Genomic DNA, 18,844 nt, shown 5'->3' with positions numbered 1-18,844 from the left:
TCGGTGCAGGATGAAACCTTTGCGTCAGCCGGCTCGGACTGCCCCCTCTCCCTGAGGAGCGGGGCGCGCAGCCAGGGTTGGGGTGAGGGGGGAAGACGCAGCGACGGACTATCCAGAGAAGACGGTTGCTCCTACAACAGCCCCCCCACGCTGAGCCGGCCGCAAATCTGGTTGGGAACGCACGGGGGCATACCACGGTACGGGCTGTCACGTCGGTTCGCGAGCAAGCTCGCTCCTACAGGGAGCAATTGCTCTTCGTGGGAGCGAACTTGCTCGCGAACAGTCCCGGCACAGGAATATCAGGCAAACGCCGCGCGCAGCTCGTCCATGCTCGCGAAGTAGTGCGCCGGGCTTTCCGCCATCAGCTCTTCACGGCTGCCGAAGCCATAGCCGACACCGGCCGCGGACAGGCCATTGCGGTGCGCACCGATCAGGTCGTGCTTGCGGTCGCCGATCATCAGCGTTTGCGCCAAGTCCAGCTTCTCGATACCCAGCAGGTGCTCGATCAGCTCCACCTTGTTGGTGCGCGTGCCGTCCAGCTCGCTGCCGTAGATCACTTTGAAATGTTTGGCGAAGTCGAAGTGGCGAGCGATTTCCGCCGCGAACACGGTCGGCTTGCTGGTGCAGATATACAGCGTGCGGCCCTGGCCGCCGAGCAGTTGCAGCAGCTCGCCAACGCCGTCGAATACCTTGTTCTCGTACAGCCCGGTGTCCTTGAAGCGCACGCGGTAGTGGTTCACCGCCTCCCAGGCGCGCGCCTCGTCAAAGTCGTAGGTGCTCATGAAACACTGCAGCAACGGCGGGCCGATGAAGTGTTCGAGCTGGCGCAGGTCAGGCTCGTCGATGCCCAGTTGGGCGAGGGCGTACTGGATCGAACGGGTGATGCCCTCGCGCGGATCGGTGAGGGTGCCGTCGAGGTCGAAGAGGATGTTCTGGTAATGCATGGGATCAGCGTCCGGCCGCGAAAGTCGGGCGGGAAGGATACTGCGCATGAGCAGGCTCGCGAAGCATGAATCGCCGAACGACACCTTCAGGGAGCGGCGCCCTGCCCCTGGCGCAGTATGCGGAAGCTGCCGCTGACATTCACCGGCGGGTCACCACCGACGCCGTAGGTCTGCACGGTGGCATCCGACTGGGGCTCATCCTCCGGCTGCGCCAGCTGGCCGGCGAGCTTTTCCTGCACGCGGCCGCCGAGGTGATCGACGCCGGCCATCACGCCGCCGCCCGGGTCGCGCATCAGCGCCAGCCATTGTTCGTCGAACGCGGCGTTGATCTCCTTGCGCAGCTGGGTTTCCACCTCGGGCCGCGCATGGTCGTTGCCGGCCATGCTGAACAGCGTGAAGGCGACGGAGATTACCGACCCGGCGACCTTGCCAGCCGCGCCGGCCACCACGCCGACAATGCTGCGGTTCTTCAGTTCGTTGACCAGCTTGGCGCTGGTGCGCTGGGCGACCGGCGACACGCCGCTGACCCTGGTGCCGGCGCCAGCCTTGCCCGACGCCGTGCGGATTTCCTGCATCAACGCGGCGAAGGCCGGGAGCTTGCCGATGTCCTTGGCGTGCACCACGTCGTAGAGCGAGGCATCGCGACTGGACGGCGGCCCCAGGCTGATCGCCGGAATCCCCATCAGGTGTTCATCGAAAGCCTTCTGCGGGATGCCGCGGCGCTGGGGAATTTCCTTCAGCGCGACGGTCAGCAGTTCGACATAGTGCCGGGTAGCTTTCTCCATCACCGCGTCGGGGTCGACCTGCTTGGCGACCGGGACAAGCACCTGCTTGCGGTACTGCTCCTGCAGGTAGACGGCCAGCTTGTCGACGGTGGGGTCGAGGTCACCGTGGGAGCCCATCTTGTACCAGGCGACCTTCATACCGAGCCATTGCTGGGTCCAGTAGCTGGAGAACCAGGGAATGAATTTTTCGTCGGTGCGCTGGTAGACCAGGTCCATCCACTGCTGCATGGCTTCTTCGGCGTAGGCGCGGGCCTGGGAGGTGGCGGCCAGGGAGGCGGCGCCGATGTCGGCATCGACCTGGCGCCAGGTGGCCTCGGTGAGCGGAGCGGAGGGTGTGGCGGGGTGATGGGCACAGCCGCCCAGCGCCAGCAGAAGCAGCGCAACGACACCGCCACGCCGCCAGGGCGAAACGGTGGAGCAGAAAGAGCACAGACTGTTCATGGCCGCCCGCCGGCTCGGCGGCATCCCCGGCGCCGCCCGCTACTGACTTCGGCCGGGCACGCCCTGGCGTCCGGTCACCTTGGCTCAGTATAGGGTGCGAGGTCTGGCGCGGCGGGCCGTCTGGCGGTTTGGCCGGGGTTCGCGAGCAAGCTCGCTCCTACAAAGAGCGCATGGCGTCCTGTAGGAGCGAGCTTGCTCGCGAACCGCCCAACCGAATGAGCACGATCAGAACATGGGCGCAGGTGCGATCATCCGGCAAACCCCTCGGCAATATGCTGATCCTTCAGCTTCACGTAGTTGCCGGCGGTATAGCTGAAGAACGCGCGCTCCTTGTCCGTCAGCGGGCGGGCCTTCTTCACCGGGCTGCCGACATAGAGGAAGCCACTCTCCAGCACCTTGCCCGGCGGCACCAGGCTGCCGGCGCCGAGGATCACCTCGTCCTCGATCACCGCACCGTCCATCACGATCGAACCCATGCCCACCAGGATGCGGCTGCCGATGGTGCAGCCATGCAGCAGCACCTTGTGACCGATGGTCACTTCGTCGCCGATGGTCAACGGGAAGCCGTCCGGGTTGAACGGGCCGGCGTGGGTGATGTGTAGCACGCTGCCGTCCTGCACGCTGGTGCGCGCGCCGATGCGGATGCGGTGCATGTCACCGCGGATCACGACGAGCGGCCAGACCGAGCTGTCGGCGCCGATCTCCACGTCACCGATGATCACGGCGCTGGCGTCGACGAAGACGCGCTCGCCGAGAGATGGCGTTTTGCCCTGATACGAACGAATAGTCACGATAGAGTCTCTCTGGCTGCGAATAGGCCCGATTGTATTTAAGATGGCCGAGTGTTTCTTCAGCCAAGGTGCCACCGTGAGCGCGAATCCTCTTCTGCAGAGCTACGACCTGCCGCCCTTCTCGTCCATTCGCCCCGAACACGTGAAGCCGGCCATCGAGCAGATCCTCGCCGACAACCGCGCGGCCATCGCGCGTATCCTCGCCCAGCAGAACGGCACCCCGACCTGGGCCGGCCTGGTGCTGGCCATGGACGAACTGCATGACCGCCTGGGCAAAGCCTGGAGCCCGGTCAGCCACCTCAACGCGGTGTGCAACAGCGCCGAGTTGCGCGACGCCTATGAAGGCTGCCTGCCGCTGCTGTCCGCCTACTGGACCGAACTGGGCCAGAACTCCGAGCTGTTCAAGGCCTACGAGGCGCTCGCCAGCGGCCCCGAGTCGAAGGGTTACGACGTCGCCCAGAAGACCATCCTCGAACACGCCCTGCGCGACTTCCGTCTGTCGGGTATCGACCTGCCGGCGGACCAGCAGCAGCGCTACGCGGAAATCCAGACGCGCCTGTCCGAGCTGGGCAGCCGCTTCTCCAACCAGTTGCTGGACGCCACCCAGGCCTGGACCAAGCACGTCACCGACGAAGCCGCCCTCGCCGGCCTGACCGACTCGGCCAAGGCGCAGATGCAGACTGCCGCGCAGGCCAAGGAGCTCGACGGCTGGCTGATCAGCCTGGAGTTCCCCAGCTACTACGCGGTCATGACCTACGCCGAAGACCGCGCCCTGCGCGAAGATGTCTACGCCGCGTACTGCACCCGCGCCTCCGATCAGGGCCCGAATGCCGGGCAGAACGACAATGGCCCGGTGATGCAGGAAATCCTCGACCTGCGCCAGGAGCTGTCGCGCCTGCTGGGCTTCAAGAATTTCGCCGAGCTGTCCCTGGCCACCAAGATGGCCGAGACGCCCGAGCAGGTGCTGAACTTCCTCCGTGACCTGGCCGTGCGCAGCAAGCCCTTCGCCGCCCAGGACCTGGAGCAGCTCAAGGCCTACGCCGCCGAGCAGGGTTGCCCGAACCTGTCGAGCTGGGACGCCAGCTACTTCGGCGAGAAGCTGCGCGAGGCGCGCTACAGCGTGTCCCAGGAAGCCCTGCGCGAATACTTCCCAATCGACAAGGTGCTTGGCGGCCTGTTCGCCATCGTGCAGAAGCTCTATGGCATCCAGATTCGTGAACTGAACGACTTCGAACGCTGGCACCCGGACGTTCGCCTGTTCGAGATCGAGGAAAACGGCCAGCACGTCGGCCGCTTCTACTTCGACCTCTACGCCCGCGCCAACAAACGCGGCGGCGCCTGGATGGACGGCGCCCGCGACCGTCGCCGCACCGCTGGCGGCGACCTGCAGGCGCCGGTGGCCTATCTGGTGTGCAACTTCACTCCAGCCGTCGGCGGCAAGCCTGCGCTGCTGACCCACGATGAAGTGACCACCCTGTTCCACGAGTTCGGCCATGGCCTGCACCACCTGCTGACCCGCGTCGAGCACGCCGGCGCCTCTGGCATCAACGGCGTGGCCTGGGACGCGGTGGAGCTGCCCAGCCAGTTCATGGAGAACTGGTGCTGGGAGCCAGAAGGCCTGGCGCTGATCTCCGGCCACTACGAAACCGGCGCGCCGCTGCCGCAGGATCTGCTGGAGAAGATGCTCGCCGCGAAGAACTTCCAGTCCGGCCTGATGATGGTCCGCCAGCTGGAGTTCTCCCTGTTCGACTTCGAGCTGCACGCCACCCATGGCGACGGCCGCAGCGTGCTCGACGTGATCGAGGCGATCCGCGCTGAAGTCGCGGTGATGCGCCCGCCGGCGTACAACCGTTTCGCCAATAGCTTCGCGCACATCTTCGCCGGCGGTTACGCGGCCGGTTACTACAGCTACAAGTGGGCCGAAGTGCTGTCCGCCGACGCCTTCTCGCGCTTCGAGGAAGAAGGCGTGCTCAACCCGGCGACCGGCGCGGCCTTCCGCGACGCGATCCTGGCCAAGGGCGGCTCCCAGGAGCCGATGGCGCTGTTCGTCGCCTTCCGCGGCCGCGAACCGTCCATCGACGCCCTGCTGCGCCACTCGGGCCTCTCCGAGGAGGCGGCGTGATGAGCGAGGTGAAGAAGCGCTTCATCGCCGGGGCCGTCTGCCCGGCGTGCAGCGAGCAGGACAAGATCGTCATGTGGGACGTCGACGGTGTGCCGCACCGCGAATGCGTGGCCTGTGGCTACGCCGATACCCTCAATGCCCAGGGCCAGTCGGTGCCGAAAGAGCTGTCCACCCGCGTCAACACCAGCGCGCTGGAAAAGCCCAAGGACCCGAAGGTGCAGGGGGTTCAGTTCTTCCCTAATCCGAAGCTGAAGAAGCCCCAGGAATAAGGCTCGACTGAGTCATGGAAAATGCCCCGGCTTGCCGGGGCATTTCTTTTTCCGCCAGATCAAGCTTGCCGGCACGCTCTATAATGACCAAAAATTGATCCATTATTTGGAGCTATTTATGCAAACCCTGCTTGCCAGCACCGCCGTCAGCGTTTCTGAACTGAAGAAGAATCCTTCCGCTGTGCTGGCAGAATCCGGCGGCGAACCGGTGGCGGTACTCAATCACAACAAGGTGATGGGCTACATGGTGCCGGCCGAACTGTTCGAATCGATCCTCGAACGTCTTGAGGACCTGGAGCTGGCAGAAATCGCTCGCGCGAGGTTGGGTGACAAAGGCGTCCCGGTATCGCTCGATGAGCTATGAACTGGAGTTCCTGCCCGCTGCGCTGAAGGAATGGCACAAACTGGGTCATACGGTGCGCGAGCAGTTCAAACGAAAGCTGGGCGAGCGCCTGAAGGAGCCTCGCGTCCAGGCCGATGCCCTCCACAGCCTGGCAGACCACTACAAGATAAAATTGCGCTCGGCGGGTTATCGCCTGGTCTATCGCGTCGAAGACGAGCGTGTTGTGGTCTCGGTAGTCGCCATCGGCAAGCGAGAACGTGGCGAGGTCTACAGTGCGGCTGAACAGCGTCGCTGAAATTGAACGCATCGGCGCGATGAAACACCCGTCGCCAGCATCGACATCAAGGAATCCTGATTCCCCATCGGCATAGCATGAACGTCGATCCCGCTCTGCCTTCCAGTCCATAATCGTCACGGCCGGCTAGTCTGTAGAGCATCGCCGCAAGGAGTCCGCCGTGACCCAGACGTCCCCACCGACCCGAAGGAAGCCCTCACGTGCTTGACCGCTTTGGCATGCTGGAGGTGATGCGCGCCTCGCGCCTGACGCAGTTCCCGATCAGCCCCGTGCTGCGCGAAACCCATGGCTTCAAGGGGCGCCTGACCTTCTTCCTGCTGCTGGCCGGCGCGTTGGTCTTCACCTTTGCCGCGCTCGGCCATGACATCCGCGCCAGCGGCACCCACCTGGAGCCTGGCTGGTCAGTGCTGGTACTGGTGGTCGCGTTGCTGATCGCCCTGGGCTTCGAGTTCATCAACGGCTTCCACGACACGGCCAACGCGGTGGCCACGGTCATCTATACCAATGCACTGCCACCTCGATTCGCGGTGGCCTGGTCGGGATTGTGGAATTTTCTCGGGGTGCTCTTTTCCAGCGGTGCGGTGGCCTTCGCCATCGTTTCGCTGCTGCCGCTGGACCTGCTGCTGAAGGTCGATAGCAGCGCCGGGTTGGCGATGATCTTCGCCCTGCTGATCGCCTCGATCCTGTGGAACCTCGGCACCTGGTGGCTGGGGTTGCCGGTGTCCTCGTCGCACACGCTGATCGGTTCCATCGTCGGCATCGGCCTGGCCCACGGCGCCATGGCCGGGCACATCGGCATATCGGGCAACGCCTGGTCGCAGCTGACGACAGTGGGTTACGCACTCTTCCTGTCGCCGGTGGTGGGCTTCTTCGCCGCGTTCGTGCTGCTACGCGTGATGAGTTCCACCATCCGCAACCGCGCGCTGTTCCATGCACCGGAAGGCCGCACGCCGCCGCCCCGATGGATTCGCGCGATCCTCATCCTCACCTGTACCGGTGTGTCTTTCGCCCACGGCTCCAACGACGGGCAGAAGGGCATCGGCCTGATCATGCTGATCCTGATTGCCACCGTTCCCCTGGCCTTCGCGGTGGATCGCGCCCATTCACCGGAGCAATCCCGCCAGTTGCTCGCCCTCCTCCAGACCAGCCAGGAGCAATTGCACCGCAGCGGCGGCACGCCTGCGGCGGACCCGCGCCAGGCCCTCTTGAGCTATCAGGAAGACGAAGTCGTGCATCCCGAACTGCTGCCATCGCTGGGCAGCGTGATCGGCGACATTGGCGCACGGCTGCAGCGCCACGGGCAGCTGGACAAGGTGCCCGTCGAAGAGGTGCAGGACCTGCGCAACGACCTCTACCTGAGCCTGGAAACCATCCGCCTGCTGGACCGCAGCGGCCAGCGCTTCGACCTGGACACCTGGAGCAGCCTGCAGGCGCTGCGCCATGAGGCCGACCGCACCATCCGCTTCATTCCCGTGTGGGTGAAGGTCGCAGTCGCCCTGGCGCTGGGGCTGGGTACGCTGGTTGGCTGGCGGCGCATCGTCACCACGGTGGGCGAAGGCATCGGCAAGACCCCGCTGACTTATGCACAGGGCGCCTCGGCACAACTGGTGGCCATGCTCACCATCGGCGCGGCGGATGGCTTCGGCCTGCCGGTGTCGACCACGCAAGTGCTCTCCTCGGGAGTGGCGGGGACCATGGCGGCCAACGGCAGCGGCCTGCAATGGCCGACCATCCGCAACATGCTGCTGGCCTGGGTACTGACGCTGCCAGCCGCCATCGCCCTGGCGGCGGGGTTGTACTGGTTGTTCACCCGGCTGATGTAAACCCTGCAGGGGCGAGGGGGACGCCTAGTTCTTTCACGCGAACAGAATTTCCCGACTGCCTGGGAGCCAAGCGGTTCGCGAGCAGGCTCGCTCCTGCAAAGAACCCGTTTCCGTACAAAGACGGCGCGTCCGGTGAGCAGCGCCGACCGCCGAGCAGTTATTGCTGGCTGTGGAAAACTCCGTGGATTACTGTATTCATATACAGTATTTCTTCAGAGCTTTCCCACATGTCCACTTCCCTCCCACCCCGCGGCCGGGGCACCGCCAGCAATCCGCACAACCGCTTCGCGCCGACCACCTCGGTGCCTGTGGATAACGATTGGTACGACGAAGTGCCCAAGGCCCAGGTGACCGAAATCCGCACCGAGCGGGCGAAGACGGTGATCTCGCGCAATCAGTCGCCGGACCTGCCCTTCGACCGCTCGATCAATCCCTATCGCGGCTGCGAGCATGGCTGCATCTACTGCTACGCGCGGCCCAGCCATGCGTACTGGGACCTGTCGCCAGGGCTGGATTTCGAGACGAAGCTGATCGCCAAGACCAACGCCGCCGAAGTGCTGGAGGAGGAGTTGAGCCGCAAGGGCTACGTCTGCGCGCCGATCAATCTGGGCGCCAACACCGACCCGTACCAGCCTATCGAGCGCCAGCAGCGCCTGACCCGGCAAATCCTCGAAGTGTTGCTGCGCTTCCGCCACCCGGTGACCATCGTCACCAAGGGCTCGTTGATCCTGCGCGACCTCGACCTGCTGGCGGAGCTGGCGAGACAGAACCTGGTCGCCGTGATGATCAGCCTCACCACGCTGGACGATGAGCTCAAGCGCATCCTCGAGCCTCGGGCCGCCGCGCCCTCCGCGCGCCTGCGGGCGATCCGGGTGATGCGCGAACAGGGCATTCCCGTCGGCGTGCTGTGTTCGCCGATGATTCCGATGATCAACGACCGCGAGCTGGAGGCCTTGCTCGAAGCCGCCCACGATGCCGGCGCCCAGAGCGCCAGCTACATGATGCTGCGCCTGCCGCGCGAGGTCGGCCCGCTGTTCGAGGAATGGCTGGCGGCGCACTACCCGCAGCGCGCGAACCACGTGATGAGCCTGATCCGCCAGTTGCGCGGCGGGGAAATCTACGACAGCCGCTTCGGCCACCGTTTTCGCGGCGAAGGCCCATTCGCCGACCTGCTGGCCAAACGCTTCGAGGTCGCCATGCGCCGCCTGGGATTGGGCCGGCGCGGCAGCTTCAACCTGGACTGCACGGCGTTCGCCCCACCGCGCAGCCAGATGAGCCTGTTCTGAGTTTGCAGCCGATGAAATGTCGACAAGCGGAATAGTATCGCCGCACTATCGCAATGCCATGATAGCTTGCCGATATCATCTTGGAATGTCGCCGAAACATCATGCAAAAGCTCATTCCAGAGCGGTTTTTTAATTTTGGTTTAATCTTCTTCGCCTAGGGTTTGAGCACAAAGTGACTTACCGGTCACGCCAGATTTTTTCCCACGGCTGTGCCTTTTCTCCCCAGGGAGAGCGTCGGCTGACGTGGGAAAATTCTTCGTCATTCTTCGAGGCTGATACATGAACGACAAAACGCACGGTGAGGATCACGCCCACGAAACCGCTGACGAGGCGCTGCGCCATATCGTCGAGGGTTTCCGCCAGTTCCGTCACGACGTCTTCCCGCAACAGGAAGAGCTGTTCAAGAAGCTGGCCCATGCGCAGAACCCGCGCGCCATGTTCATCACCTGCGCTGATTCGCGCATCGTTCCGGAGCTGATCACCCAGAGCTCGCCGGGCGATCTGTTCGTTACCCGCAACGTCGGCAACGTGGTGCCGCCCTATGGCCAGATGAACGGTGGCGTGTCCACCGCCATCGAGTTTGCGGTCATGGCGCTCGGCGTGCAGCACATCATCGTTTGCGGTCACTCCGACTGCGGCGCGATGAAAGCAGTGCTGGCGCCGCAGACGCTGGAAGGCATGCCGACGGTGAAAGCCTGGCTGCGCCACGCCGAAGTAGCACGCACCGTAGTCGCGCAGACCTGCGGTTGCGCGACCCAGGAGCATCTGGGTGTGCTGACCGAAGAGAACGTGGTCGCCCAGCTGGATCACCTGAAGACCCACCCGTCCGTGGCCGCGCGTCTGGCGTCCGGCCAGTTGTTCATCCATGGCTGGGTGTACGACATCGAGACCAGCGCCATCAAGGCCTACGACGCCCAGGAAGGCCGCTTCCGCGCCCTCGACGGCGAAGGCCCGACGCCCAGCGCCACCCCGCGCCCGCGCTATTCCCCGCAGTAAGCTGCTGATACCAGCGAGCCCCCAGGGCGCGGCGGCCCTCCAGAACAAACGCCGCGCCCTTCTCTACTTGATCCCTGCCTGAGGCGCACGCTTCCACCGCGTACGCCGTCCCTTTGAATTGCGCGTGTCGATGCGGTCGAGACCGGCGTCGTGGGCTTTCGCGCGCCCGAAAAATGCTCAGGAGAACAGCGCCATGTCGGCTCCCCACTCTGTTCCATGCGGATTTTCCCAGCTACGCCAAGTGCTGCCACGCGATCTGCTCGCCTCCGTGGTGGTTTTTCTCGTCGCCCTGCCGTTGTGCATGGGCATCGCCATCGCCTCGGGCATGCCGCCGGCCAAGGGGCTGGTGACCGGCATCATCGGCGGCCTGGTCGTCGGCTTTCTCGCCGGCTCGCCGCTGCAGGTGAGCGGGCCGGCGGCGGGGCTTGCGGTGCTGGTCTTTGAACTGGTGCGCGTTCATGGCATGGCCATGCTCGGGCCCATCCTGCTGCTGGCCGGCGCGCTTCAGCTAGTGGCGGGAAGGCTGCGCCTGGGCTGCTGGTTCCGCGTGACCTCGCCGGCCGTGGTCTATGGAATGCTCGCCGGCATCGGCATCCTCATCGTGCTGTCGCAGGTTCACGTGATGCTGGACCTCAAGCCCCAGGCATCCGGGCTGGATAACCTGCTGGCCTTCCCCACGGCATTGCTGTCCGAGGCGAGCGGCTTCGATGCCGCCCTGCTCGGGCTGGGCACCATGGCCTGCATGGCGCTATGGGACCGCTTCAAACCGGGCCGGCTGCGCATGCTGCCCGGCGCCCTGATCGGCGTGAGCCTGGCGACGTTGACGAGCATCGCCCTGGAACTCGATGTGCTGCGCGTGAGCGTCCCGCAGAACCTTGGCGATGCCATCGACTGGCTGCGCCCCGGTGATCTCGGCGCCCTGCTCGACCCGACTATTCTATTGGCCGCCGTGGTGGTCGCCTTCATTGCCAGCGCCGAGACGCTGCTCTCTGCCGCTGCCGTGGACCGCATGCACACCGGCCCTCGATCGGATATGGACCGCGAGCTGAGCGCCCAGGGCGTGGGCAACATGCTCTGCGGGCTGGTTGGCGCTTTGCCGATGACCGGCGTGATCGTGCGCAGCTCGGCCAACGTGCAGGCGGGCGCGCGCAGCCGCGCCTCGGCGATCTTCCACGGGCTTTGGCTGCTGGGTTTCGTCGTGCTGCTGGGCGGGCTGCTGCGGCAGATACCCATTGCCAGCCTGGCGGGTGTGCTGGTCTACACAGGCATCAAGCTGGTGGACCTCAAGGCGCTGCGCTCGCTGGGCCGCTATGGGCGCATGCCGGTGCTGGTGCATGCGGTGACCGCGCTGGCGATTGTCGCCACCGACCTGCTGACCGGCGTGCTGCTGGGCTTCGCGCTGACGGTACTGAAGCTGGTATTCAAGGCCGCACGGCTGAAGATCAATCTGCGCTACGACGATGAAGGCAATGGCGCCGAACTGCGGCTGGTGGGCGCAGCGACCTTCCTCAAGGTGCCGGCGCTGTCCCAGGCGCTGCAGTCGGTGAAGCCGGGAACGCACCTGCGCGTGCCGTTGCAGCACCTGAGCTACATCGACCACGCGTGCATGGAGTTGCTCGAAGACTGGGGCCGCAGCGCCGCGGCCAGCGACTGCCGACTGTCCATGGAAGGCAACGGCCTGCGTCGCCGCGTGGAGGGCCGGGTGCGCGCGCTGCAGAGCGCAGGCTGAGCCTCAGTCGCGGCCCAGCTCCAGCTCGACGCCGAACTGCCGCGACAGGCACGGCCACTGCTGCCAGGCCATCACTACCTGCGGGTCGTTGAGGCGGGCGCGGTAGCTGATGGCGGATTCGGCGCTGAAGGTGCTGTCGTCGAGCATGCCGTTGACCGCATGGTGCACCGCTTCATCCAGCTGGTTGGCGAAGGGCTCGCCGATCAGCTGGTGCGCCACCAGGTTGGCCACGGTGGTGTCCAGCGGGATCAGCGGCTGGTTGAAGTGGGCGATGTAGCGGTCGTTCACTTCCTCCACCAGGCGGTGGGCAAGGTAGGACTCGTCCAGCAGCGCGTCCAGGCCGTCGTGGCCATCGAGCAGCGCCGGCGGGGTGAGGAAGAACTGTTCGGCGAGCTTGAGCACCGGCTTGATGCGGTCCTCGATGCCGGCTGCTCGCGCCACGGCGTTGGCGGCATCGAGGAAATCCGGCACCTGCTCGATATAGGCATGCACGAAGCGCGTCAGCGTACCGCTGGGGTCCTCGCCGGCCAGGGCGATGCTCGGGTGCAGGCTTTGCAGTTGGCTCTGGATCAGGCGGGCGAGATGCCCATGGCGGGATTCGAGCAGATGGGCATTCCGGATCAGCTCACGCAGTGCAGCGGTGTTCATGACAACTCCAAGACAACGGGTTTGGAAAGTGAAGAAAGACCTTAGCCGCACCCCGGGCGTAGCTAAGACGCGATTGTCATATTCATGAACTGGTTATGCCGACGCGGCATATCAGACGGCCAGCATGGTACTCCAAAGCCGCGCCGTCCGTGGCTTTGAGATCGCACTTCGGTCTTTCAAACACAGTTTTTACTCTGCGTTGTTATGTCGCAACCCGTGGCTATACTCCGCTTCGACACACCGAAAACCTGATGGACCCGGCCTGCCCTGCGTGCTGCCGAGGTAAGACGTCAAAGTAAGTTGTCTTGGCGGTCACTCCCTTGGCCGTTGGCTTGTTTCAGGCTCGACCCCTCTGCAATGGGGCTCGCAGCCAGGGCGCTATGCCGGCGGGATAAAAACAACGATAAGGGGAACCCGAATGCTGCGACATCCACGAGTCTGGATGGGCTTCCTTTTGCTCTTGGCTTTCAGTCAGGCAAACGCCGCCTGGACGGTCAACATGGCCCCCGGTGCGACGGAAGTCAGTCGTAACGTCTTCGATCTGCACATGACGATCTTCTGGATCTGCGTCGTCATCGGCATTGTCGTCTTTGGCGCGATGTTCTGGTCGATGATCGTCCACCGCCGGTCCACCGGGCAGCAGCCCGCGCATTTCCACGAGAGCACCACGGTGGAAATCCTCTGGACCGTCATTCCCTTCCTGATCCTGGTGGTGATGGCCGTCCCGGCCACCAAGACGCTGATCCACATGTACGACACCTCGGAGCCCGAGCTGGACGTGCAGGTCACCGGCTACCAGTGGAAGTGGCAATACAAGTACCTGGGCCAGGATGTGGAGTTCTTCTCCAACCTCGCCACGCCCCAGGACCAGATCCACAACAAGGCCGACAAGGACGAGCACTACCTGCTTGAGGTGGACAACCCGCTGGTGCTGCCGGCCGGAGTCAAGGTGCGCTTCCTGGTCACCTCCAGCGACGTGATCCACTCCTGGTGGGTGCCGGCCTTCGCGGTCAAGCGCGACGCCATTCCCGGCTTCGTCAACGAGGCCTGGACCAAGGTCGACCAGCCCGGCGTCTACCGCGGCCAGTGCGCCGAGCTGTGCGGCAAGGACCACGGTTTCATGCCCATCGTCGTCGACGTGAAGTCCAAGCCCGACTTCGACAAGTGGCTGGCCGAGCGCAAGGAAGAGGCGGTCAAGCTCAAGGAGCTGACCAGCAAGGAATGGACGAAGGAAGAGCTGGTCGCCCGTGGCGACAAGGTCTACCACACCATCTGCGCCGCCTGTCACCAGCCTGAAGGCCAGGGCATGCCGCCGATGTTCCCGGCGCTCAAGGGTTCGAAGATCGTCACCGGGCCCAAGGAGCACCACCTGGAAACCGTGTTCAACGGCGTTCCGGGCACGGCCATGGCGGCCTTCGGCAAGCAGCTCTCGGAAGTCGACATCGCCGCGGTGATCACCTTCGAGCGCAACAGCTGGGGCAACAACGACGGCGACATGGTGACCCCGCAGGACGTGGTCGCCTACAAGCAGAAACAACAATAAGGAGGCCGCGATGAGTACAGTGATCGATCACCCCGACCATTCTCACGCCGGCGACCACCACCACGGCCCCGCCAAGGGCCTGATGCGCTGGGTACTGACCACCAACCACAAGGACATCGGCACGCTGTACCTGTGGTTCAGCTTCTGCGCCTTCCTGCTTGGCGGCTCCTTCGCCATGGTGATCCGCGCCGAGCTGTTCCAGCCGGGCCTGCAGATCGTCGAGCCGGCGTTCTTCAACCAGATGACCACCATGCACGGCCTGGTGATGGTCTTCGGTGCGGTGATGCCGGCCTTCGTCGGCCTGGCCAACTGGATGGTGCCGCTGATGATCGGCGCGCCGGACATGGCCCTGCCACGGATGAACAACTTCAGCTTCTGGCTGCTGCCGGCGGCTTTCGGCCTGCTGGTGAGCACGCTGTTCATGCCCGGCGGCGGCCCGAACTTCGGCTGGACCTTCTACGCGCCGCTCTCCACCACCTTCGCGCCGCACAGCGTGACCTTCTTCATCTTCGCCATCCACCTGATGGGCATGAGTTCGATCATGGGCGCGATCAACGTGATCGCCACCATCCTCAACCTGCGCGCACCGGGCATGACGCTGATGAAGATGCCGCTGTTCGTCTGGACCTGGCTGATCACCGCGTTCCTGCTGATCGCGGTCATGCCGGTGCTGGCGGGTTGCGTGACCATGATGCTGATGGACATTCACTTCGGCACCAGCTTCTTCAGCGCGGCCGGCGGCGGCGACCCGGTGCTGTTCCAGCACGTGTTCTGGTTCTTCGGCCACCCCGAGGTGTACATCATGATCCTGCCGGCGTTCGGCGCCGTCAGCTCGATCATCCCGGCCTTCAGCCGCAAGCCGCTGTTCGGCTACACCTCGATGGTCTACGCCACCGCGTCGATCGCCTTCCTGTCCTTCGTCGTCTGGGCGCACCACATGTTCGTGGTCGGCATTCCGCTGGTGGGCGAGCTGTTCTTCATGTACGCGACCATGCTGATCGCCGTGCCCACCGGGGTGAAGGTGTTCAACTGGGCGTCGACCATGTGGCAGGGCTCGCTGACCTTCGAGACGCCGATGCTGTTCGCCGTGGCCTTCGTCATCCTGTTCACCATCGGCGGCTTCTCCGGGCTGATGCTGGCCATCGCGCCGGCGGACTTCCAGTACCAGGACACCTACTTCGTGGTGGCGCACTTCCACTACGTGCTGGTGCCCGGCGCGATCTTCGGCATCTTCGCCTCGGCCTACTACTGGCTGCCGAAATGGACCGGCCACATGTACGACGAGACCCTGGGCAAGCTGCACTTCTGGATGAGCTTCATCGGCATGAACATGGCGTTCTTCCCGATGCACTTCGTCGGCCTGGCCGGCATGCCACGGCGGATTCCGGACTACAACCTGCAGTTCGCCGACTTCAACATGGTCTCGTCCATCGGCGCCTTCATGTTCGGCACCACGCAACTGCTGTTCCTGTTCATCGTCATCAAGTGCATCCGTGGCGGCCCGGCAGCGCCGGCCAAACCCTGGGATGGCGCGGAAGGCCTGGAGTGGACGATTCCGTCGCCCGCGCCGTACCACACCTTCACCACGCCGCCCGAGGTGAAGTGACGAACTGGCTCTTGTAGGAGCGAGCCTGCTCGCGAACCGGCCTCCCCCCGGAGGCCATGGCTTCAAGTGGTTCGCGAGCAAGCTCGCTCCTACGAAAAGAGGACAACAAGATGAGCGACGGCAACATCGAAACGCGCAAGCTGGTGACCCGGCTGGTCATTGCCGTGATCGCCATGTTCGCCTTCGGCTTCGCCCTGGTGCCGCTGTACGACGTGATGTGCAAGGCGCTGGGCATCAACGGCAAGACCTCCGGCACCGCCTACCAGGGCGATGGCCAGGTGGTCGATCAGTCGCGCGAGGTGAAGATCCAGTTCGTCGCCAACAACAACATCGACATGGTCTGGGAATTCCACCCCGAGTCGGAACAGCTGGTGGTGCACCCGGGCGCGGTGAACCAGATGCTGTTCGTGGCGCGCAACCCCACCGACAAGCCGATGACCGCCCAGGCGATCCCGAGCATCGCGCCGTCGGTGGCGGCCACCTACTTCCACAAGACCGAATGCTTCTGCTTCACCCAGCAGGTCCTGCAGCCGGGCGAGCGCATCGAAATGCCGGTGCGTTTCATCGTCGACCGCGACCTGCCCAAGGATGTGCGTCACCTGACGCTTGCTTACACGCTGTTCGACATCACTGCCCGCAAGCCACCCGTGGCCAGTAACGAGCGCTGAAGGGCAAAGGAGAACAAGAACAATGGCAACCCACGATCCCTATTACGTCCCCGCGCAGAGCAAGTGGCCGATCATCGCCACCGTCGGCATGCTGGTGACGCTGTTCGGCGTCGGCACCTGGATGAACGACATGAGCGCCGGCAAGGAGCATTCCCACGGCCCGTGGATCTTCTTCGCCGGCGGGCTGATCCTGGCGTACATGCTGTTCGGCTGGTTCGGCAACGTCATCAAGGAAAGCCGCGGCGGGCTCTACAGCCCGCAGATGGATCGCTCGTTCCGCTGGGGCATGAGCTGGTTCATCTTCTCGGAGGTGATGTTCTTCGCCGCCTTCTTCGGCGCCCTGTTCTACGTACGCCACTTCGTCAACCCGTGGCTGGGCGGCGAAGGGCATCACGGCATCTCGCACATGCTCTGGCCGCAGTTCGAGACCGGCTGGCCGCAGCTGAGCAACCCGGACAACAAACTCTTCCCGCCGCCCAAGGAAGTGATCGATCCGTGGAAGCTGCCGCTGATCAACACCTTGCTGCTGGTGACCTCCAGTTTCACCGTGACCTTCGCTCACCATGCAATGAAGAAGAACCATCGTGGCCCGCTGAAAATGTGGCTGGCGCTGACCGTGGCGCTGGGCGCGTGCTTCCTGGTGCTGCAGGCGTATGAGTACCACGAGGCTTACAGCGAACTGGGCCTGACCCTGGGTTCGGGCATCTACGGCGCGACCTTCTTCATGCTCACCGGCTTCCACGGCGCCCACGTGACCATCGGCGCGATCATGCTGAGCATCATGCTGATCCGCATCATCCGCGGGCACTTCGACGCCGACAAACACTTCGGTTTCGAAGCGGCCAGCTGGTACTGGCACTTCGTCGACGTGGTGTGGATCGGGCTGTTCATCTTCGTTTACGTGCTGTGAGGCGCGATGGCGCGGGCCAAGGCCCGCGCCTTTTTTGAGATCAGAAATGCCAGGGCGCAGAGCTGCCGAGTTGGCCGCTGAAGAAGCCCCAGGCGATAAGAGCGAGAGTCAGGGCGGTGAGGGTGACACGGACGGTCAACGCATTGACCACCCGTGAACCGTGGCCCTCGTCCCTGACCAGGAAGAACAGGCCACTGAACAGGCTGACGACGGTCGCCAGCAACAACAGAACGATCGCAGCTTTGAGCACTACCGGCCTCCTGTCCGCAGGGGACTGGGGTTGAGGGGGATGTCTTGCAGTATAGCCAGCACGCTACCGAGCACCGTCAGGGCCGTACCACGCGCGCCTTCCGGCCCGGCATCGCGCCGACCCTGGTGGTCCTCGCGCTGTTGCCGGTGCTGATCGGCCTGGGTTTCTGGCAACTCTCCCGCGCCGCCGAAAAACGCACCCTCCTCGCCGCTGCCGAGGTGCAACGCCAGCAGGACCCGATCAGCATCGCCGAGCTCGAGCGCCAACCGCCGCGCAGCTACGTTCGTGTACGCCTGCAAGGCCAGCTCGATGCCGAGCACACCGCCCTGCTCGACAACCGCACCCGCAACGGCCAGGCCGGAGTCGAGGTGCTGCAGCCCTTCTTCGACCGCGTCGGCCACCAGTGGCTGCTGGTCAACCGTGGTTGGGTGCCCTGGCCCGACCGCCGCGTACCACCGAAGGTCGACACGCCCAATCATGACCTGCTGCTGGATGCCTGGACCTACGTCCCGCCGCCCGCCACGCCAACCGTTCCGGTCGCCGGTTGGCCGCGCCTGATCACCCAGGTCGACGCGCCCTTCCTCTGGGACCAGCTTGGCCGCGAGGGCCAGGCCATGGAAATTCGCCTGGAGCCGGGCGACGCCGCCTTCGACACCGACTGGCCGATCGTCGCCATGCCCCCGGAGCGCCACGTCGGCTACGCCGTGCAGTGGTTCGCCCTGGCCATCGCGCTCTCCGCCCTCTACCTCTACCTCGGCATCCGTCGCGCACGGGAGACTTCCGACCATGACCACCATGACTCTGCCTGACTCCACCGCCCGCCGCCGCGGGCGCGTGCAACTGCTGCTGATCCTCGGCATGGTGCTGGGGCCGATGCTGCTCGCCACCGCCATGTACAAGCTGCAGTTCTGGGTGCCGGAAGGCCGCAGCTACCACGGCGACTTGATCGCCACCGGGCAGACCCCAGCCGATCTCGGCGTGCAGGACGACAAGGCCAGCGACCAGTGGCAACTGCTGGTCACCGCACCGGAAACCTGCACCAGCGACTGCCAGCAACTGGTCTACCTGGCGCGCCAGATCAATATCGGCCTGGGCCGCGAAGCCAGCCGCGCCGAACACGCGCTGGCCTTTGCCAAGCCGCTGCCGGCCGAGTTCACCGGCCTGCTCGACAAGGACTACCCGCGCCTGCAACGCCTGGGCCTGGCGCCCAACCAGCACACCGGCGCCCAGCCGCAGCTGTGGATCGTCGACCCACACGGCAACCTGGTGCTGCGCTACGACGCCAAGGCCAACGGCAAGTCGATCCTCAAGGACCTGCAGTTGCTGCTGAAGCTGTCCAACATCGGTTAAGTCAGTTGAGACATCGCCAGCCCCAGACAACAACAAGATCGGGAG

General features: G+C 64.6%; 19 protein-coding genes. 14 read left to right on the top strand and 5 right to left on the bottom strand.

Annotated features, from left to right (window positions below):
- Positions 1 to 299: 299 nt before the first annotated feature.
- From RS899_RS27675 to RS899_RS27665, 3 genes are all read right to left on the bottom strand, one after another.
- The gene (locus RS899_RS27675) at positions 300 to 944 is read right to left on the bottom strand and encodes an HAD family hydrolase (protein ID WP_054910637.1); all 645 of its coding nucleotides are present in this window, start codon (positions 942 to 944) and stop codon (positions 300 to 302) included.
- Positions 945 to 1,030: 86 nt separating this feature from the next.
- Positions 1,031 to 2,170, bottom strand: coding sequence for a hypothetical protein (locus RS899_RS27670; RefSeq protein ID WP_315808547.1), 1,140 nt, complete (start codon positions 2,168 to 2,170; stop codon positions 1,031 to 1,033).
- Positions 2,171 to 2,418: 248 nt separating this feature from the next.
- Positions 2,419 to 2,961, bottom strand: coding sequence for a gamma carbonic anhydrase family protein (locus RS899_RS27665; protein WP_315808546.1), 543 nt, complete (start codon positions 2,959 to 2,961; stop codon positions 2,419 to 2,421).
- Between the two features lie 76 nt (positions 2,962 to 3,037).
- On the opposite strand from RS899_RS27665, the gene prlC reads away from it, so the two are divergent.
- The 8 genes from prlC to RS899_RS27625 all read left to right on the top strand — a co-directional run bounded on the left by prlC (position 3,038) and on the right by RS899_RS27625 (position 11,824).
- Positions 3,038 to 5,083, top strand: a complete 2,046-nt coding sequence (gene prlC / locus RS899_RS27660) for an oligopeptidase A (protein ID WP_315808545.1) — start codon at positions 3,038 to 3,040, stop codon at positions 5,081 to 5,083.
- Positions 5,083 to 5,352, top strand: coding sequence for a YheV family putative zinc ribbon protein (locus tag RS899_RS27655; RefSeq protein ID WP_024763727.1), 270 nt, complete (start codon positions 5,083 to 5,085; stop codon positions 5,350 to 5,352). The genes prlC and RS899_RS27655 overlap by 1 nt, the downstream gene beginning before the upstream one ends.
- 118 nt (positions 5,353 to 5,470) lie before the next feature.
- Positions 5,471 to 5,716 (top strand): type II toxin-antitoxin system Phd/YefM family antitoxin, encoded by a 246-nt coding sequence (locus RS899_RS27650; protein ID WP_054910641.1) that lies wholly within the window; start codon positions 5,471 to 5,473, stop codon positions 5,714 to 5,716.
- Positions 5,706 to 5,990, top strand: a complete 285-nt coding sequence (locus RS899_RS27645) for a type II toxin-antitoxin system RelE/ParE family toxin (protein ID WP_315808544.1) — start codon at positions 5,706 to 5,708, stop codon at positions 5,988 to 5,990. The genes RS899_RS27650 and RS899_RS27645 overlap by 11 nt, the downstream gene beginning before the upstream one ends.
- Before the next feature lie 218 nt (positions 5,991 to 6,208).
- Positions 6,209 to 7,813, top strand: a complete 1,605-nt coding sequence (locus RS899_RS27640; protein WP_409978097.1) for an inorganic phosphate transporter — start codon at positions 6,209 to 6,211, stop codon at positions 7,811 to 7,813.
- A gap of 227 nt (positions 7,814 to 8,040) precedes the next feature.
- Positions 8,041 to 9,099: a PA0069 family radical SAM protein gene (locus tag RS899_RS27635; RefSeq protein WP_315808542.1), complete on the top strand. Its 1,059-nt coding sequence runs from the start codon at positions 8,041 to 8,043 to the stop codon at positions 9,097 to 9,099.
- Positions 9,100 to 9,378: 279 nt separating this feature from the next.
- Complete coding sequence (locus tag RS899_RS27630; RefSeq protein ID WP_045213528.1) at positions 9,379 to 10,095, top strand: carbonic anhydrase; 717 nt, start codon at positions 9,379 to 9,381, stop codon at positions 10,093 to 10,095.
- Positions 10,096 to 10,288: 193 nt separating this feature from the next.
- Complete coding sequence (locus tag RS899_RS27625; protein ID WP_315808541.1) at positions 10,289 to 11,824, top strand: SulP family inorganic anion transporter; 1,536 nt, start codon at positions 10,289 to 10,291, stop codon at positions 11,822 to 11,824.
- Between the two features lie 3 nt (positions 11,825 to 11,827).
- Here RS899_RS27625 and RS899_RS27620 read toward each other — a convergent pair whose 3' ends face one another.
- The gene (locus RS899_RS27620) at positions 11,828 to 12,472 is read right to left on the bottom strand and encodes a hypothetical protein (RefSeq protein ID WP_024763723.1); all 645 of its coding nucleotides are present in this window, start codon (positions 12,470 to 12,472) and stop codon (positions 11,828 to 11,830) included.
- Positions 12,473 to 12,890: 418 nt separating this feature from the next.
- Between RS899_RS27620 and coxB the strand changes: the two genes are divergently transcribed.
- The 4 genes from coxB (at position 12,891) to RS899_RS27600 (ending at position 17,199) form a co-directional block, all read left to right on the top strand.
- Positions 12,891 to 14,015 carry a cytochrome c oxidase subunit II gene (gene coxB, locus RS899_RS27615; protein ID WP_082450863.1) on the top strand — a complete coding sequence of 375 codons (1,125 nt, stop codon included), beginning with the start codon at positions 12,891 to 12,893 and terminating at the stop codon, positions 14,013 to 14,015.
- A gap of 10 nt (positions 14,016 to 14,025) precedes the next feature.
- Positions 14,026 to 15,621 carry a cytochrome c oxidase subunit I gene (ctaD, locus tag RS899_RS27610; RefSeq protein ID WP_065348218.1) on the top strand — a complete coding sequence of 532 codons (1,596 nt, stop codon included), beginning with the start codon at positions 14,026 to 14,028 and terminating at the stop codon, positions 15,619 to 15,621.
- Positions 15,622 to 15,731: 110 nt separating this feature from the next.
- Positions 15,732 to 16,289, top strand: a complete 558-nt coding sequence (locus RS899_RS27605; protein WP_054910649.1) for a cytochrome c oxidase assembly protein — start codon at positions 15,732 to 15,734, stop codon at positions 16,287 to 16,289.
- A 22-nt stretch (positions 16,290 to 16,311) separates the two neighbouring features.
- Entirely contained in the window at positions 16,312 to 17,199 is an 888-nt protein-coding gene (locus RS899_RS27600; RefSeq protein WP_054910650.1) for a cytochrome c oxidase subunit 3, read from the top strand.
- A 40-nt stretch (positions 17,200 to 17,239) separates the two neighbouring features.
- On the opposite strand, the gene RS899_RS27595 is transcribed toward RS899_RS27600, so the two are convergent.
- Entirely contained in the window at positions 17,240 to 17,449 is a 210-nt protein-coding gene (locus RS899_RS27595; protein ID WP_054910651.1) for a twin transmembrane helix small protein, read from the bottom strand.
- A gap of 44 nt (positions 17,450 to 17,493) precedes the next feature.
- On the opposite strand from RS899_RS27595, the gene RS899_RS27590 reads away from it, so the two are divergent.
- Positions 17,494 to 18,258: an SURF1 family protein gene (locus RS899_RS27590; protein WP_233296924.1), complete on the top strand. Its 765-nt coding sequence runs from the start codon at positions 17,494 to 17,496 to the stop codon at positions 18,256 to 18,258.
- Positions 18,236 to 18,799, top strand: coding sequence for a hypothetical protein (locus RS899_RS27585; RefSeq protein WP_233296923.1), 564 nt, complete (start codon positions 18,236 to 18,238; stop codon positions 18,797 to 18,799). Before RS899_RS27590 ends, RS899_RS27585 begins: the two co-directional genes overlap by 23 nt.
- Positions 18,800 to 18,844: the final 45 nt, after the last annotated feature.

Source organism: Pseudomonas sp. C9-3, from assembly GCF_032392015.1.
Taxonomy (GTDB): Bacteria; Pseudomonadota; Gammaproteobacteria; order Pseudomonadales; family Pseudomonadaceae; genus Pseudomonas; species Pseudomonas nitroreducens.
The sequence above is the reverse complement of the archived record's forward strand: the minus strand, read 5'-3'. Positions and strand labels throughout refer to the sequence as shown.

What these genes read in the sequence shown, in the direction of transcription:
- RS899_RS27635 (WP_315808542.1), top strand. Translation starts at nt 8,041, where the DNA reads ATGTCCACTTCCCTCCCACCCCGCGGCCGGGGCACCGCCAGCAATCCG.
- RS899_RS27655 (WP_024763727.1), top strand. Translation starts at nt 5,083, where the DNA reads ATGAGCGAGGTGAAGAAGCGCTTCATCGCCGGGGCCGTCTGCCCGGCG.
- ctaD (WP_065348218.1), top strand. Translation starts at nt 14,026, where the DNA reads ATGAGTACAGTGATCGATCACCCCGACCATTCTCACGCCGGCGACCAC.
- RS899_RS27670 (WP_315808547.1), bottom strand. Translation starts at nt 2,170, where the DNA reads ATGAACAGTCTGTGCTCTTTCTGCTCCACCGTTTCGCCCTGGCGGCGT.
- RS899_RS27620 (WP_024763723.1), bottom strand. Translation starts at nt 12,472, where the DNA reads ATGAACACCGCTGCACTGCGTGAGCTGATCCGGAATGCCCATCTGCTC.
- RS899_RS27675 (WP_054910637.1), bottom strand. Translation starts at nt 944, where the DNA reads ATGCATTACCAGAACATCCTCTTCGACCTCGACGGCACCCTCACCGAT.
- RS899_RS27640 (WP_409978097.1), top strand. Translation starts at nt 6,209, where the DNA reads ATGCTGGAGGTGATGCGCGCCTCGCGCCTGACGCAGTTCCCGATCAGC.
- RS899_RS27585 (WP_233296923.1), top strand. Translation starts at nt 18,236, where the DNA reads ATGACCACCATGACTCTGCCTGACTCCACCGCCCGCCGCCGCGGGCGC.
- coxB (WP_082450863.1), top strand. Translation starts at nt 12,891, where the DNA reads ATGCTGCGACATCCACGAGTCTGGATGGGCTTCCTTTTGCTCTTGGCT.
- RS899_RS27600 (WP_054910650.1), top strand. Translation starts at nt 16,312, where the DNA reads ATGGCAACCCACGATCCCTATTACGTCCCCGCGCAGAGCAAGTGGCCG.
- RS899_RS27645 (WP_315808544.1), top strand. Translation starts at nt 5,706, where the DNA reads ATGAGCTATGAACTGGAGTTCCTGCCCGCTGCGCTGAAGGAATGGCAC.
- RS899_RS27605 (WP_054910649.1), top strand. Translation starts at nt 15,732, where the DNA reads ATGAGCGACGGCAACATCGAAACGCGCAAGCTGGTGACCCGGCTGGTC.
- RS899_RS27630 (WP_045213528.1), top strand. Translation starts at nt 9,379, where the DNA reads ATGAACGACAAAACGCACGGTGAGGATCACGCCCACGAAACCGCTGAC.
- RS899_RS27625 (WP_315808541.1), top strand. Translation starts at nt 10,289, where the DNA reads ATGTCGGCTCCCCACTCTGTTCCATGCGGATTTTCCCAGCTACGCCAA.
- RS899_RS27650 (WP_054910641.1), top strand. Translation starts at nt 5,471, where the DNA reads ATGCAAACCCTGCTTGCCAGCACCGCCGTCAGCGTTTCTGAACTGAAG.